The sequence below is a fragment of the Xanthobacter sp. genome (assembly GCF_041911315.1).
GTDB classification, from domain to species: domain Bacteria; phylum Pseudomonadota; class Alphaproteobacteria; order Rhizobiales; family Xanthobacteraceae; genus Xanthobacter; species Xanthobacter aminoxidans.
This window is the reverse complement of record NZ_JAYRPE010000082.1, coordinates 32,183-47,293: the sequence shown is the minus strand read 5'-3', so window position 1 is coordinate 47,293 and position 15,111 is coordinate 32,183. Positions and strand designations below refer to the sequence as shown.

Annotated in this window: 17 protein-coding genes; 8 read left to right on the top strand and 9 right to left on the bottom strand. The window is 69.3% G+C overall.

Annotation, left to right across the window (positions count from 1 at the left end; all coding sequences use genetic code 11):
• Positions 1–301 precede the first annotated feature (301 nt).
• A complete protein-coding gene (locus ACE3QW_RS23335) occupies positions 302–748 on the top strand; it encodes a GtrA family protein (RefSeq protein ID WP_374254347.1) in 447 nt (148 codons plus the stop codon).
• Between the two features lie 194 nt (positions 749–942).
• Here the strand turns inward: ACE3QW_RS23335 and ACE3QW_RS23330 are convergent, their stop codons facing one another.
• The 4 genes from ACE3QW_RS23330 to ACE3QW_RS23315 form a co-directional block, all read right to left on the bottom strand.
• The gene (locus ACE3QW_RS23330; protein WP_374254345.1) at positions 943–1,638 is read right to left on the bottom strand and encodes a methyltransferase domain-containing protein; all 696 of its coding nucleotides are present in this window, start codon (positions 1,636–1,638) and stop codon (positions 943–945) included.
• 33 nt (positions 1,639–1,671) lie between these two features.
• A complete protein-coding gene (locus ACE3QW_RS23325; protein WP_024277506.1) occupies positions 1,672–1,926 on the bottom strand; it encodes a hypothetical protein in 255 nt (84 codons plus the stop codon).
• Between the two features lie 166 nt (positions 1,927–2,092).
• Positions 2,093–2,686: a hypothetical protein gene (locus ACE3QW_RS23320; protein ID WP_374254343.1), complete on the bottom strand. Its 594-nt coding sequence runs from the start codon at positions 2,684–2,686 to the stop codon at positions 2,093–2,095.
• 163 nt (positions 2,687–2,849) lie between these two features.
• On the bottom strand, positions 2,850–3,554 hold the full coding sequence (locus tag ACE3QW_RS23315) for a hypothetical protein (RefSeq protein WP_374254341.1): 705 nt from the start codon (positions 3,552–3,554) through the stop codon (positions 2,850–2,852).
• Positions 3,555–3,756: 202 nt separating this feature from the next.
• On the opposite strand from ACE3QW_RS23315, the gene ACE3QW_RS23310 reads away from it, so the two are divergent.
• Complete coding sequence (locus ACE3QW_RS23310; protein ID WP_374254339.1) at positions 3,757–5,253, top strand: MFS transporter; 1,497 nt, start codon at positions 3,757–3,759, stop codon at positions 5,251–5,253.
• On the opposite strand, the gene ACE3QW_RS23305 is transcribed toward ACE3QW_RS23310, so the two are convergent.
• Complete coding sequence (locus ACE3QW_RS23305; protein WP_374254337.1) at positions 5,254–5,805, bottom strand: DUF2478 domain-containing protein; 552 nt, start codon at positions 5,803–5,805, stop codon at positions 5,254–5,256.
• Between the two features lie 203 nt (positions 5,806–6,008).
• Here ACE3QW_RS23305 and ACE3QW_RS23300 point away from each other — a divergent pair, with 203 nt between their 5' ends.
• The gene (locus ACE3QW_RS23300; RefSeq protein ID WP_374254336.1) at positions 6,009–6,419 is read left to right on the top strand and encodes a DUF930 domain-containing protein; all 411 of its coding nucleotides are present in this window, start codon (positions 6,009–6,011) and stop codon (positions 6,417–6,419) included.
• A gap of 57 nt (positions 6,420–6,476) precedes the next feature.
• The gene (locus ACE3QW_RS23295; RefSeq protein WP_374254334.1) at positions 6,477–6,758 is read left to right on the top strand and encodes a hypothetical protein; all 282 of its coding nucleotides are present in this window, start codon (positions 6,477–6,479) and stop codon (positions 6,756–6,758) included.
• A gap of 161 nt (positions 6,759–6,919) precedes the next feature.
• Here the strand turns inward: ACE3QW_RS23295 and uvrB are convergent, their stop codons facing one another.
• Entirely contained in the window at positions 6,920–9,583 is a 2,664-nt protein-coding gene (gene uvrB, locus ACE3QW_RS23290; RefSeq protein ID WP_374254332.1) for an excinuclease ABC subunit UvrB, read from the bottom strand.
• Between the two features lie 137 nt (positions 9,584–9,720).
• Between uvrB and ACE3QW_RS23285 the strand changes: the two genes are divergently transcribed.
• The 4 genes from ACE3QW_RS23285 (at position 9,721) to ACE3QW_RS23270 (ending at position 11,602) form a co-directional block, all read left to right on the top strand.
• The gene (locus tag ACE3QW_RS23285) at positions 9,721–9,975 is read left to right on the top strand and encodes a hypothetical protein (protein ID WP_024277499.1); all 255 of its coding nucleotides are present in this window, start codon (positions 9,721–9,723) and stop codon (positions 9,973–9,975) included.
• Positions 9,976–9,978: 3 nt separating this feature from the next.
• Positions 9,979–10,902: a C1 family peptidase gene (locus ACE3QW_RS23280; protein WP_374254330.1), complete on the top strand. Its 924-nt coding sequence runs from the start codon at positions 9,979–9,981 to the stop codon at positions 10,900–10,902.
• Positions 10,853–11,140 carry a hypothetical protein gene (locus ACE3QW_RS23275; protein ID WP_374254367.1) on the top strand — a complete coding sequence of 96 codons (288 nt, stop codon included), beginning with the start codon at positions 10,853–10,855 and terminating at the stop codon, positions 11,138–11,140. The genes ACE3QW_RS23280 and ACE3QW_RS23275 overlap by 50 nt, the downstream gene beginning before the upstream one ends.
• 99 nt (positions 11,141–11,239) lie before the next feature.
• Positions 11,240–11,602, top strand: coding sequence for a DMT family protein (locus ACE3QW_RS23270; RefSeq protein WP_374254329.1), 363 nt, complete (start codon positions 11,240–11,242; stop codon positions 11,600–11,602).
• Positions 11,603–11,632: 30 nt separating this feature from the next.
• Here ACE3QW_RS23270 and ACE3QW_RS23265 read toward each other — a convergent pair whose 3' ends face one another.
• From ACE3QW_RS23265 to ACE3QW_RS23255, 3 genes are all read right to left on the bottom strand, one after another.
• Positions 11,633–12,415 (bottom strand): hypothetical protein, encoded by a 783-nt coding sequence (locus ACE3QW_RS23265; protein WP_374254327.1) that lies wholly within the window; start codon positions 12,413–12,415, stop codon positions 11,633–11,635.
• 85 nt (positions 12,416–12,500) lie between these two features.
• On the bottom strand, positions 12,501–13,865 hold the full coding sequence (locus tag ACE3QW_RS23260) for an 8-oxoguanine deaminase (RefSeq protein ID WP_374254325.1): 1,365 nt from the start codon (positions 13,863–13,865) through the stop codon (positions 12,501–12,503).
• Positions 13,866–13,939: 74 nt separating this feature from the next.
• Positions 13,940–15,046 (bottom strand): PQQ-dependent sugar dehydrogenase, encoded by a 1,107-nt coding sequence (locus tag ACE3QW_RS23255; protein WP_374254364.1) that lies wholly within the window; start codon positions 15,044–15,046, stop codon positions 13,940–13,942.
• Positions 15,047–15,111 lie beyond the last annotated feature (65 nt).

The following is a 15,111-nucleotide window of genomic DNA, read 5'->3' as shown; positions in this document are numbered from 1 at the left end:
GCGCAAAAAAAGGGCCGCGGGTCACGCGCCCCAGAAAGGTACGAGCTTGGCCGGGGCCTGCTCCCAGACTTGCGCGCGGGCGGGACGCGGCGCGGATGTCACACCTCACGGATGTCACACCTGCGCAATTTCCCGGGCCCTTGGCGCTGATGGGCTTCCTTAGACCATAATTTGCGGCGACGGAAGCCATGTCACCGAGATGACGCCGCGCCCGGAATACACATCCTCGCGGGGTGTCCGGCGCCCGCCCGCGCTGCCTCGGCCTGAAGAATTCCTGTTCGTTTTCCTGCCGGAGACGCCTGTGCTGCCGCCTTCCCTCGCCCGGACGGTCAATGAATACCACGCGCGCCATGGCGACCTGATCCGCCAGTTCGCCCGATTCGTCGGTGTGGGCCTCACCGCCGCCGTGGCCCATTTCTCCACGCTCGCCATCCTGGTGGAGATGGATGCCGTCGGCCCCGTGCTGGGCTCGGCGGTGGGATTCGTCATGGGCGGCATCGTGTCCTACGTCCTCAACCGCCGCTTCACCTTCGACGCCACACGCTCCCACGCTGGGGCGGTGCCGCGCTTCATCGTGGTGGCGGGGGTGGCGTTCGTGCTCAACGAAACGCTCATGTGGCTGTTCGTGCACGAGGCGGGGCTGTTCTATCTGCTCGCCCAGTTCCTCACCACCGGCATCACCATGATGTGGACCTTCACCGGCTACCGCGTCTGGGCCTTCGCCCACCGGAGCACCGTGCGCGGCTGAGGCGCCACAGGGGCTTTTTGTGCTTTCGCCGCTCAGGCGCCGCGCGGGCTCTCGCTGCGCTGTCTACGCTCAAGCGCCGCGCGGGCTTGCTGCGCTGTCTACGCTCAGGCGCCGCGCGGGCTCTCGATGCGCTGCCTACGCTCAAGCGCCGCGCGGGCTTTTTGCACTGCCGACGCTCAGACGCCGCGCGGGCTTCAGGCGCCGCGTTCGCCGATGAAGGCCATGCGCTGCTGGTTGTGGCCGACATTGGGCTCGACCCGCCGCGCCGCGAGGCCGGCCTTGGTGAGCAAGGCGAGCACCTCCGCCTCCTCATAGGTGGTCAGCCCGAGTTCCGCGCGCAGCTTGCGATAGGGGGAGATGGCGGTGCGGGCGAGGCCGGCGACCGCGGCCAGCAGGAATTTTTCCCGCGCGGCGAGCCGGAGCAGCGCCTGGGCGTCGGCCAGCGCGCTCACATGGGGCGGGATGACGTCGGCAATCAGCAGCCGTCCGCCCGGCGCCAGCAGCCGCCGCCATTCCAGCACGAGGCTGGCGAACAGGTCGCGCGAGAGATACTGCGCCACCGAATTGCAGATGATGAGATCGAAGCTGCCGTCCGGCAGGGCCGAGACCTCCTCGGGGGCCAGAACGTCGATGCTGGGGGCGGCGACGAAGCGCCCCTTCAGGCGGCGCCGGACTTCGGGCGCGGCATCGGTGAGCACGAGGTGGGCGCAGCGCAGCGCCAGCTCGGCCGAGGCGAGGGCTTCGCCGCAGCCGAAATCCAGAACCCGCGCGTGCGGTCCCGGCAGGAAGCCGACGAGATCGGTCGCGATGGCCGCATAGTGCACCGCCTTGTGCCGGTCATTCACATAGATGGCGTGACTACCATTCCAGAACGAGATCCAATCAGCCATCAGCAACTTTCCGAAAACAAGGCGGCGCCGGAGTCAGCGCGCGAACTGGATGCCGGCCTCGGTCTCGCCGATGGCCCGGTCCACGAGGTCGATGGCGCGCTCGCGATGGCCGCCCTTGTTGGGCTCCGCCTGCTGCAGGAAGGCGCGCGCGGTGCGCAGCGCCTCGAGCGCGCGCTGCATGTTGGGCTGGTCGGCGAAGGCCGACTGCACGAGCCCGGCGGTCGCAAGGCCCGCGGCGAAGGTCAGCGCGAGGGTCAGCGGGCGCAGGGCGGCCCTGGGGCGGATCATGATGTCTCTCACGGTTTCGAGGAGCGACGTCCGGCGGCAGCGGGGTGCTGGCACACGCGGGTGAAACGGCACCATCAAGACGGCACCATCATGGCAGACGGCCACAGACGCGAACGCCCCGCCGCGGGGTGCGGGCGGGGCGCGCGTCTAACAGCGGAAGATCAGCTCACCAGCGGCAGTGCAGGCCGCCCAGCGGGCCGCGCCAGCAGCCGCCACCACCCCAGCGGCCGGGTCCGGGACCCCACCAGCGGTGATAGTGCCACCAGTCGATGAACAGGCTGGCATTGGTGCCGGCGAGGGGCTTGTCCTCGCTCAGGAGCTTGTAGTCGTAGGTCAGCGTGTCGCCGGTGAGCACCGGATTCGACAGCTTGATCACCGACAGGTTGGGCTGGCCGTCCACCGTCACCGAGAGGGTGGCGTTGGGCGGGTCCTTCTGGAAGCTGTCCTTGCCCTCGTTCCAGATCTTGATGAAGGTCGCCGTCGAGGCATCGCCGGTGATCCGCTCCGGGCGGTCGGCGAACATGATGACCTGCGGCGCAACGCCCTTCAGCGTGATGGTCTTGTCGGTGACGGTGATGGAATCCGCCACCTGCACGAACAGCCACTGGACGCCCTTCAACTCTTCGATGTTTGCGGGCGGACCGTTCATGCCGCCGGCGGGTCCGCCGGCCATGGGGGCGTTGGCGGGCGCCCCCTGTGCGAAAGCCCCGCCGACGGCGCAGACGGCCCCCAGCAGCGCTCCAAGGATCAGGCGTTTCATTGGGAAAGTCTCCTGCGCGCAGCAAGGTTCGCGGCGCGCAGTGGCACTCTACAACCGCCACGCTTCTTGGAAAGGCGATGGCGCGGGCTCAGCGGTATTTAGAGGGCGTTAATCTTAACGCCGGCGCTGGTTTCGCAAATCGCGACGGCCGGCGCCCTTCCCCCTACCGGTAATTCACCCAGAACACGCCCACGCTCGGGTTGGCGGCGCGGATGGCGGGATCGTTCGAGGCGTAGACCTTGGGGCCGGAAACGCGCGCCTGCGCGCCGTCCGAGGCTCCGGCCGAAAGCGCCAGCTGCGCCCCGAGCACGCAGCCGCCGCCCAGATTGCCCAGCCGCCCGCCGCGCCAGTCGGCCACCACGCCGCCGGCATTGCCGCCGAAGCCCTGGATGCGGAACGGCTTGCCGTTGGCCCGTTCAAGGTCTGCGAGGCTGGTGCCGATGCCGATGCCGTTCACCGTCCAGGCCGAGCTTTCGGTGAAGGCCACCCGGCGCGGGGCGGCCATGTTGGCCGGGTCCTTCCAGGCGATCTCCAGGCTCAAGGCGGGATCGTTGGGCAGGAGGATGATGCCCGGCGCGGTGCTGCCGTCCGGCGACATGATGTTGCCGGTGATGACGTTCGCCTGCCCGAAGTCGGCGGCGATGTTGATGGCGGTGCTGTTGGGCGCGAAGGGGCCCGTGCATTCGAACTGGCGCGGCCCGGCGGTGGGCTTGGGGACGGAGACCACCGTCTCCGAATAGTCGCCGAAGGCGTCCGTCTGCTTCACCACGCCGGTGCCCCAGCTATCCGGATTGCCCTGGCAGGCGGCGAGGGCGAGGCTCGCGGCGAGGGCCGCGAGGGACAGGGCAGAGACGCGGGAAAAGACCATGGGAACCTGCGGCGCCGGACGGGAGGGGGCGCGCCTTGCGCTGAGAGGCCGCGGAAACGGCCGGGCAGCACGCCGGTGAACGCCTTTCTTAGCCGCTCCCCTTTCGGCCCGCCAGCCCCCGGGACGGTAGCCGGCCCCGCGACCGTCATAGGCAATTCACGGCTCGCACGCTTTCTGTCACGCTGGAGCGTGGGGGAAGGCCATGAACGAGATGCGGGACCTGCGCGGGTTCAACCACAAGCGCTCGGTGCAGGACTATATCGACGAGACCCCGATCTGGCGCGACGGCACGCAGGTGGCCGCGACGCCCATGACCGCCATGCAGTGGCGCATCTGGTGGCTGGCCGCGGCGGGCAAGTTCTTCGAGGGCCTCGTGGTGTTCATGACGGGCGTGACGCTGCCCCTCATGGCCCGCGAATTCGGCATGGACGCCTTCCAGCACGGCCTCGTGGGCGCGGCGAGCCTCGCCGGCATCCTCTTCGGCGCGCTGCTGCTGGGTGGCCTCGCCGACCAGTTCGGCCGCAAGCTGATGTTCGTGGCGGAGATGGTGATCTTCATCATCTTCCTCGCGCTGCTGGCGGTCAGCCCCTCCTTCGGCTGGACCGTGGTGTTCCTGTTCGGCATCGGCATCGCGCTTGGCTGCGACTATCCCACCGCCCATCTCGTGATCTCCGAGAGCATCCCCTCCGTGGCGCGCGGGCGGCTGGTGCTCAGCGCCTTCGGCTTCCAGGCGGTGGGGGCGCTCACCGGCACCCTCCTCGGCTATCTCGTCCTGTCCAACATCGAGGCCGTCTCCGCCTGGCGCCTCATGTATGCGGCGGCCATCCTGCCCGCCGTGGCGGTGGCGGTGGCCCGGCTGTTCGTGCCGGAAAGCGCGAGCTGGCTGCTCGCCCACGGCCGCGTGGAGGAGGCCCAGCAGGCGGCGCAACGCCTGCTCGCCCGCTCGCCGCAATATCCGAAATCCATCGCGCTCAGCCATCGCCACCACGGCCATGGCGGTGGGGCAGCGCACGATCCGGGCCACGATCGCACCCCGGCCGCCCTGTTCAAGACCCCGCACAACCGGCGCGCGACCGTCCTCGCCGCGGTGCCGTGGTTCCTGCAGGACCTGTCCACCTACGGCATCGGCATCTTCACCCCCACCATCCTCGCCGCCGCCTTCGGCCATCAGGCGGATGTCGGGCGCAATTTGAGCGATCTCGTCTCGGCGGATCTGCTCGCCTCGGAGGGGGCGGCGCTGATCGACCTGCTGCTGCTCGTGGGCATCGGCGCGGCGGTGGCGCTGTCCGACCGCATCGGCCGCATCCCGCTGCAGATCGCCGGCTTCGTCGGCTGCGCGGCGGGCCTGCTGGTGGCCGCGCTCTCCACCTATTACAGCGGCGACCGCGTCGTCACGATGGTGGTCATCGGCTTCATGCTGTTCAACTTCATGACCAATCTCGGCCCCAACGCGCAGACCTACCTGATCGCCGGCGAAGTCTTCCCCACCCGCATCCGCGGCATGGGCGCGGGCTTCGCCGCGGCCTTCGCCAAGATCGGGGCGGTGCTCACCGCCTTCCTGTTCCCGATCCTGCTGGCGGACCTCGGCACACGCACGCTGCTGTTCATGCTGATCGCCGCCTCGCTCCTCGGCGCGGTCGTGACCTGGCACTACCGCATCGAGACGCGCGGGCGCAGCCTGGACGATATCGGGATTTGATTATTCCGCCGGTTCGGGAACGGGCACGCCCCACCACGCATCGATGGAGGCCGGCACCGCCGGGCGCAGCTCGGCGAGGTCGCCGGCGAAGCCCGCCCATTCAGCGGTGATGCTGGGCGAAACCGAGGTGAGGACGCACAGCTCGGCCGCCACCGCCGCATGGAAGGCAGAGGTGAGGCCGCGGCCCTCGGCCTCCTGCCGGCCGAACTTGGAGAGCACCACCACCGTGTCGGACAGGTCGCCGCCCTCGGCGAGGCGATCGGCGATGGCCCGCTCCACCCCCGCCGAGGCGGCGGCGAGGCCCGCCGGATCGAGGCTGCATCCGGCCGCGCCGGGGCCGAGGTCCTGATGCAGGCGATTGGTCTCGCCGGAGACGAGATCGAGCAGCAGCACGTCCTCATGGGCGCAGCCGGGGGTGAGGTGCTCCACCACGCCGAGCACGCGCACGCCCTGCGCGGCAAGCCGCCGCGCCGCTTCCGCCAGCAAGGACTGGATCTCTTCCCGGTCGCCGCCCTGAAGGGCGAGGATCATCGGCCGTTCGTCCCCCGTCATTCCGAACATCCGTCCTCTGCGCCGTTGCCGGCCGATCCGCCCGTCGCCCCCCGACAGCCGAAGCTGTATCGTGAACACCATAACACGCAGGGGCTCCGGCGGGCGAGACCCCTCTTCCCTACCACGCCACCATCCCGTCCCATCCCTGCCACAGATTCGGCCTAGAGGCGGCACGCTTCCCTGTCTGCGGAGATGCTCCCGCCGTGATTCGCCCGCTCGTGCTGCCCTTCGTCCTCCTCACTGCCGCAACGGCCGCTCCGGCGCTCGCCGGTCCCGGCCGGCACGACGACATGATGCTCCATGTGGACCCCGGCACCCGCATCGAGCAGCGCTGCAATGCCCGCGCCATGGGTGAGATTGGCCGGGAGCACAAGGACATGCGGCCGGAAGAGGTGGTGGCCTATGCCTTCGCCGATCCCAAGCTCGGCGACTTCCGGCACGGCGATGCCGCCATCTCCGCCCCCGGCGCGGCCATCCGCAGCCGGCAGCACTGGTATCACCTCTCCTATCGCTGCAAGACCAGCCCGGACGGCATGGATGTGGTAGCCTTCAGCTACACCTTGGGCGCCGAGGTGCCGCGGCACGATTGGGACGCCCACAGCCTCGTGCCCTGACCCGCCGTCCACGATCCCAAGCCGCCCGATCCCAGCCCCCCGATCCGAGGACATGCGATGACCGCCGATCCAGAGACCGAGGCCGAGGCTCCCGCCGCAACGCCCGCCCGCAAGCGCCGCATCCGCAAGGCGGCCGTGGGGGCCGGAGCGGTCGGTGCGGGCACCGTGGGTGCGGGATCTCTGGGCGCAGGCTCCATCGGCGCCATCGCCATCGGCGCGCTGGCCTTCGGAGCGCTCGCCGTGGGCGCCGTCGCCATCGGTCGCCTCGCCATCGGCCGCGCGCGCATCCGCCGGCTGGAGATCGACGAACTGGTCATCGGGCGCATCAGCCGACGATAAGTGACATAAGGGTAGGTGACATAAGAGCAGGCTGTCACCCTCCGGCTCGTCCGGAGGGTCCACGGCAAGGCCGGGTCCGCTCCGCGTTCTGAAGCGCCGAGCCTGCGGCGCGGTGGATGCCCCGGACAAGCCGGGGCATGACGGCACCAACGGGGCCTTCCCTACCCCTTCCGCCTGCCACCCTTGCGATAGCCCTTGGTGCCGGGATCGGGCCTCGGGCCGGGGCGGAAGGTGTCTTCGGCCAGCGGCACCACGCGGTCGGAGCCGGGGCCCATGTCGTCGAGGGACGGCTTGTGGGCGCGCGTGGATAGAGGCGCGGCCAGCGGCGTCTCGGCCGGGGTGCGGGCCGCCTTCGGCGTGGCCGCGCCCGGCGGGGTGTAAGGCGCCTGCGCCTCCCCCATACCCTCATCATCGGCGGCCGCGCCGCGCCCCTTGGCTGAAGGCTTCCCCCGGCCGCGCGGCAAGAGGCGCCCGGCCTCCTCCTTCGGCGGCAGGTTGGCCGCCTTGCCGTATTTGCGCGCGCCCTTGTAGCCGCCGGTGCGGTCGTCCACCGCCTCCTGCCGCGCCAAGGGATCGTCGGAGACGGCGAGTTCCGTGGCTTCCAGCCGGCGGATCTCGTCGCGCAGGCGGGCGGCGGTCTCGAAATCGAGATCGGCGGCGGCGGCGCGCATGCGCTTTTCCAGGTCCGCCATGACCGCCTTGAGATTGTGCCCGAAGGCCGCCCCCTCCTCCGCGAGGCCCGCATCCACCTGGACGTGGTCGCGCTCGTAGACGGAATTGAGGATGTCGCCGATGGCCTTCTTCACGCTCTCCGGCGTGATGCCGTGCTCGGTGTTGTAGGCCACCTGCTTCTCGCGGCGGCGGGAGGTCTCCGCCATGGCCCGCTCCATGGAGCCGGTGATGTGGTCGGCATAGAGCACCACCCGCCCGTCCACGTTACGCGCGGCGCGGCCGATGGTCTGCACCAGCGAGGTCTCGGACCTAAGGAAGCCTTCCTTGTCCGCATCGAGGATGGCGACGAGGCCGCACTCGGGAATGTCGAGGCCCTCGCGCAGCAGGTTGATGCCGATGAGCACGTCGAACGCCCCGAGGCGCAGATCCCGGATGATCTCGATGCGCTCGATGGTGTCGATGTCCGAATGCATGTAGCGCACGCGGATGCCGTTCTCGTGCAGATATTCGGTGAGGTCCTCGGCCATGCGCTTGGTGAGCACGGTGACCAGCGTCCGGTAGCCTTTGGCCGCCACCGCCCGCACCTCGCCGAGGAGGTCGTCCACCTGCGTGCGCGCCGGGCGCACCTCCACCGGCGGATCGATGAGGCCGGTGGGGCGGATGACCTGCTCCACGAACACGCCGCCGGTCTGGTTCATCTCCCACGAGCCGGGGGTGGCGGAGACGTGGACCGTCTGCGGCCGCATGGCCTCCCACTCCTCGAAGCGGAGCGGGCGGTTGTCCATGCAGCTCGGCAGGCGGAAGCCGTATTCCGCCAGCGTCGCCTTGCGGCGGAAGTCGCCGCGATACATGGCGCCGATCTGCGGCACGGTCACATGGCTCTCGTCGATGAAGACGAGGGCGTTGTCGGGCACATATTCGAACAGGGTCGGCGGCGGCTCGCCGGGCTTGCGACCGGTGAGCCAGCGCGAATAGTTCTCGATGCCGGCGCAGGAGCCGGTGGCCTCCATCATCTCCAGATCGTAGCGGGTGCGCTGCTCCAGCCGCTGGGCCTCCAGCAGGCGGCCCATCTTGTACAGCTCGTCGAGCCGCATCTTCAGCTCGGCCTTGATGCCGGAGATGGCCTGGATCAGCGTCGGGCGCGGGGTGACATAATGCGAGGCGGCGTAGACGCGCACGCTCTTCATGTCGCCGCTCTTCTGGCCGGTGAGCGGATCGAACTCGGCGATGCTCTCCACCTCGTCGCCGAACAGGGAGACGCGCCACGCGCGGTCCTCGTAGTGGGCGGGGAAGATCTCCACGCTGTCGCCGCGCACGCGGAAGGTGCCGCGGGCGAAATCCGACTGGATGCGCTTGTATTGCAGGGCCACGAGATCGGCGATCAGGCCGCGCTGGTCGATGCGCTCGCCCACCTTGATGTCGAAGGTCATGGCCGAATAGGTCTCGACCGAGCCGATGCCGTAGATGCACGACACCGAGGCGACGATGATCACGTCGTCCCGCTCCAGCAGCGCGCGGGTCGCCGCATGGCGCATGCGGTCGATCTGCTCGTTGATGGAGGATTCCTTCTCGATGTACGTATCCGTCCGGGGCACGTAAGCCTCGGGCTGGTAGTAATCGTAGTAGGAGACGAAATACTCCACCGCGTTGTCGGGGAAGAAGCTCTTGAACTCCCCGTAGAGCTGCGCCGCGAGCGTCTTGTTGGGCGCCAGCACGATGGCCGGGCGCTGCAACTGCTCGATCACCTTGGCCATGGTGAAGGTCTTGCCCGAGCCGGTGACGCCGAGCAGCACCTGGTCGCGATCCCCCGCCTCGGCCTGCGCGCACAGCTCCTTGATGGCCTGCGGCTGGTCGCCGGCGGGCTGGAAGTCGCTCTTCATGGTGAAGGGGACGCCGCCTTCCGACTTCTCCGGCCGCGGCGGACGGTGCGGCACCCAGGTCTGGCCGTTCACCTCCGGCCGCCCGGTCTCGATCAGCCGCGACAGCGCCTGCACCGTGGCCGAAGCCCCGGCCGATTCGAAGTCGAGCGAAAGCGCCCCCGGCTCCAGCCCGAGGGATTTCGCAACGGCGGGATCAAGCGCCTGCTGGGGCGCCGGCTCGAAATGACGCTGGGAGCGCTCACCGAGCTTTCCGGGACGGGATGCTTTGGCCATGGGGGGAATATGGGGCATGCAGGGCCGACCCGGAAGATGCTCTCTTAAGTTGCATATTCCGCGAATAACATCCTTTTGATTGTATCGCCAGATCACTCACCCTATGGTTGCGCTTCCACTTGGAGGGGAGCGCAACAATGACTTTGTCAGCCCAGGCCGGAGCCAAGATCATCACCGACGCGGTTGCGGCCGCGAACGAGCCGCAGGCCGCGACCGCCGGTGCCGGCGTCGGCAACGATTTCTGTGGCCTTTGGCCCAAGGCGAAGCCGCTGCTGGAAGTGGCCGCCACCGTGCTGGTCTTCATTCCCGGTGCCGGCACCGTCGCCGGCCCGGTCCTCAACGGTCTCATCAAGATCGGCGACCAGATCTTCGCCGAGACCTGCAGGGGCTGACCCATGCTGGATCTTGCCGAACTCAAGAACGAGATCGCCCTGCGCAAGTTCGACTGGACGCCCGCCGAGAAGCCCGTCTTCTCGGTGGCGGAGACCGGCGGTGGGCAGGCCCATCTCGGGATCATCGTCGACCCCCAGGTGGCGATGGCCCAGCTCACGCTGGCGCGCGGCGTGGAATCCGCCGCCTTCGCGGCCCTGCCGCCCGCACCCCGCAGCATCGACTGGCGCAGCGCACGCGGGGGCACCAATTTCGTGACGCCCATCCGCAACCAGGGCGCGTGCGGCGCCTGCGTCGCCTTCGCCACCGTGGCGGCGGTCGAAAGCCGGCTCGCCATCGCCCGGGACGAGGCCGACCCCGGCCACGACCTGTCCGAGGCGGCGCTCTTCTTCGGCGGCGGGCGAACCTGCGCGCAGGGATGGTGGCCCGAGGCCGCGCTGGGCTATGCCCGCACCCACGGCGTCGGCCGAGAAAGCGACTTCCCCTATCCGGGCCAGGACGCGCCTGGACAGAACATCCCCCCGGTGGCCTGGGTCACGGGATGGGAGAGTGCCGGCACCTCGGCCCAGCGCCGCAAGGCCATCGCCTACCGGGGGCCGGTGATCGCCGTGCTCAAGGTATTCGAGGACTTCCTGCAATACGGCCGGGGCATCTACAGCCACGCCGCGGGCGAATATGTGGGTCTCCACGCCGTGGCGGTGGTCGGCTATGACGACGATCAGGGCGCCTGGATCATCAAGAACAGCTGGGGGAGGAGCTGGGGTGAGGACGGCTTCGGCCGGATCGCCTACAATGAGTGTGCCATCGACAACGAATACGTCTTCTGGGATGCCTATGTCACAGCAGCCCCCTCGGCCGCCGAGCCTGCCGCCGCAGGCCTTGTGGCTCACCACCCCAAGCGCAAGCGCGCCGCAGCCGCCAAAGGATGACGATCTCCTCGTCGCCTTGCCCTATCCGGGCCTGAGCCCGCATTACTGGAGCGCCCGGCCCCGGCCGGGCGTTGCCGTCCTGTCCAGCCGACGGGTGGCGGCGGCCGCGGGGGCGGCGGGCGCCGGCGGCTATCAGGAACTGGTGCTCCGCCTTGCAGGCGATATCCCCGAACTCGTCTTCGACCTGGCGGTGCCGGGGCAGGCGCCGGTGATGACCCGGAGCCTGACATTCGCGTGACGCTGCGGCGGCCCGCCTGCCTGCGTGCCCCTACGAAACGGGGTCCGCTCCCGGTCAAAATGCTCTAAAGGGTCGGTTCTCATCGAGGACCCGCCCCGCATGCCCCCCCTGACGAACCTTCTGCCCCCCCAGATCCTGCCCATCGTCATGCTCGTGGCCTCGAACGTCTTCATGACGTTCGCCTGGTACGGCCACCTCAAGCACAAGTCGGCGCCGCTCGTTCTCGCCATCATCGCGAGCTGGGGCATCGCCTTTTTTGAATATTGCCTCGCCGTGCCGGCAAACCGCTTCGGCTCCGAGGTCTATTCCACGGCCCAGCTCAAGACGATGCAGGAGGTCATCACCCTCCTCGTCTTCGCCGGCTTCTCGGTGCTCTATTTGAAGGAGCCGCTGGGCTGGAACCACCTCGTGGGCTTCGCCTTCATCTCGGCCGGCGCCTTCTTCATCTTCCACAAGTTCTGAGCGACGCGGCTGAGCGAAGGCCGCCCTCGCTCAGGCCAGCGCGCGGCGCACCAATGCCTCGACGGCGTCCACGGGCTGCTTCAGCCAGGCGTATTCGGCCGGGATCACCGCCTCGGCCAGCTGGTCGGCGAAGCGCTCCACGTGGCGGCGCGGGTCGGCGCGGAACTGGGGCTGGGCCATGAAGAACTGCACCGAGACCGTGGAGCACGGGTGCTTGGAGGCGGCCGAGAGATAGAGCGGCACCTTCTTGGGCGGCCACCAGAATTTTCCGAAGCGCCGGTCCGCGTGATAGTGCTCGAACAGGCGCGGATAGCCGTGGTGGTTCAGCGCGCGGCCGGTGACGGCATAATTGTTGGTGTAGATTACCCGCTTCAACGGCCGCAGCTCGATCAGCGGGACGGTCTGCGATTCTTCGTAGGTGGTCAGCTGCGGGCCGACCAGGATCGAGCCCCACCAGATGCCGTTGAGCGGGCGCGGGCAGGCCTTGTCCAGCTCCTCGAACAGGCCGGGGGAGAGCCAGTCGTCATCGTCCACGAAGGCGATGAGATCGTCGCTCGCGCGCTTGGTCTCGCGCAGCACCTCGTGGGAGATCACCTCGGCGCCCCGCACGGCGGCGAAGCTCGCGCGGGAGAGCTTGGCGATCTCGTCGCGGAAGCTGCGGTAGTCCACCTTCAGGTTGCCATCCCACAGCGCCATGAAATCCACGAGCAAATTCTCGTCGATGTGGTGGCGGCGCAGGAAGCGGCGGGTGTCGTCGTCGGTCAGGGCGAGCCAGTCGGGACTGTAGCGCACCGCGACGATGCGTTTGCCCATCGTCAACTCCGGACGGTCGTCTTCAAAAAAGCAGCGCCGTTTCCGGCACCGGGAGGGCGGGCCGCCAGCCGCCGCGGTCGTCTTATCAAGCTGAAGCGAAGCGCGCCAGTTCGGCGGCCATGGCGTTGTGCCGCGCCACCGTGGCGGCAAGGTCGATGGTGAGGAGGCGCCCGTCGCGCACCACCACCCGCCCGTTGATGACGCTGAGGGAGACATCCTGCGACTGGCAGAAGATCAGCGCCGCCACCGGATCGTGCAGCGCCCCTGCGTAAGCGAGGCGCGACATGTCGAAGGCGATGAAATCCGCTGCCATACCCGGCGCCAGCGCGCCGATGTCGTCGCGCCCGAGCACCCGGGCGCCGCCCAGCGTCGCCATTTCCAGCGCCGTGCGCGCGCTCATGGCGTCGGGACCATGGGCGACGCGCTGCAGCAGCATGGCCTGCCGGGCCTCCCCCAGAATGTGGCCGCTGTCGTTGGAGGCGGAGCCGTCCACCCCCAGCCCCACCCGGATGCCCTCCGCGAGGAAGCGCTTCACCGGCGCGATGCCCGAGGCGAGACGCATGTTGGAGCAGGGGCAATGGGCGATGCCCGTGCCGGTCTTGGCGAACAGGGCGATGCCGTCATCGTCCAGCTTCACGCAGTGGGCATGCCAGACATCCGGCCCCACCCAGCCCAGCGAGCGCACATATTCGGTCGGCCCCATGCCGAAGGTCTTCTCGGAGAAGGCGACGTCGCTGTCGTTCTCGGCGAGGTGGGTGTGCAGCGTCAGGCCGTTGTCGCGGCCGAGCTTCAGCGTCTCCAGCATGAAGTCGCGGCTCACCGTGAAGGGCGAGCAGGGCGCGAGCACGATGCGCAGCATGGAATAGCGGGCGGGGTCGTGATAGGCGCCGATCAGCCGCTCGGTGTCCTTCATCACGAAGCCCTCGTCCTCCACCACCCGGTCGGGCGGCAGGCCGCCCTTGCTCTCGCCGATGGTCATGGCGCCGCGCGCCGCATGGAAACGCATGCCGATGCGCCGCGCCGCGCGGATGGAATCGTCGAGCCGCGCGCCGTTGGGGTAGATGTAGAGATGGTCCGAGGAGGTGGTGCAGCCGGAAAGGATCAGCTCCGCCATGGCGGTTTCCGTCGCCGCCTCCACCATCTCGCCGGTGAGGCCGGCCCACAGCGGATAGAGTGACTTCAACCAGGTGAAGAGTTCGCCGTCCTGCGCCGCGGGAACTGCCCGGGTCAGGCTTTGCACCATGTGGTGGTGGGTGTTCACCATGCCCGGCATCACCACATGGCCCGAGAGGTCGATCACCTCGTCGGCGCTCGCCGGCAGGTCCTGCGGCCGGCCCACGGCGACGATGCGGCCATCCTCCACATAGAGCCCGCCGCCCGCGATCTCCCGCCGTTCGCCGTCCATGGTCACGAGCACGAGGGCGTTGCGGGCGAGCAGGGTCGAGGCCATGGGAACTCCGGGTCGGGCGCCGCGCGGCTGCGGCGGTCCGATCTTAGGGAGCTTCAGGGGAGGAGGGAATCCGGTCAGCGCCCGGCCGGCACCACGCGCAGGATCTCGCCCGTGCTCTCCGCCGCGAGCCAGAGCGCGCCGTCCGGCCCCATGCGCACGTCGCGGATGCGCTTGCCCAGCGGCAGGCGCTCCTCGCCGATGACGGCGCCGTCGCGCACCTTCACCATCACCAGCGCCTGCCCCGCCAGCGCGCCGACGAAGAGCTGGCCGCGCCAGCCCGGCAGCGCATCGCCGGTGTAGAAGGCGGCGCCGGACGGGGCGATGGAGGGGTCCCAATAGAACAGGGGCTGCTCCATGCCCTCCTTGGCCGTGCCGACGCCGATCTGGGCGCCGGAATAGTGCCGGCCATAGCCGATCACCGGCCAGCCGTAGTTCTCGCCCGCCTCCGGCCGGTTCACCTCGTCGCCACCGCGCGGGCCATGTTCGACGGTCCACAGCGCGCCGGTGCCCGGCTCGATGGCCGCAGCCTGCACGTTGCGGTGGCCATAGCTCCAGATCTCAGGCCGGGCGCCGACCCTTTCGACGAAGGGATTATCGGCCGGGATTGAGCCGTCGGGCGCGATGCGGACGACCTTGCCCAGGGTCGTGGAGAGGTCCTGCGCCTTGTCCATGTAGTTGAACCGCTCGCCGAGGGTGACGAACAGCATGCCATCGGGCGCGAACACGAGGCGGGAGCCGAAATGGTTGCCACCGGAGACCGCCGGCTGCTGTCGGAAGATCACGTCCAGGTCGGTCAGGCGGGTGAGGTCTTCGGAGAGCCTGCCGCGGGCGACGGCGGTGGCGGCGCCTTCCGGGCGCGGCTCGGCATAGCTGAGATAGATCAGGCGGTTCTGCGCGAATTTGGGGTCCAGCACCACATCCAGCAGGCCGCCCTGCCCGCGCGCGGCCACCTGCGGCACGCCGGAGACGGGGGCGCCCACCTTGCCCGTCGCATCGATGGGGCGGAGCCGGCCGTCGCGCTCGGTGACGAGGAGGCGGCCATCGGGGAGGAAGGCGATGCTCCAGGGCGTGTCGAGGCCGCTGGCGAAGGGCACGACGCGCACCTGCGCGCCGCCGAGCCGGGCCTCCACGGGCTGGGCGAACGCGTAGGTAGCCGCCGCAAGGAGAATGAGGAGAAGGATGGAGCCGAGCGCCGCACCGCCTGTGCCGCGCCGCCGCTTCGTGCGCGGCCCGGCGGCACGCTGCG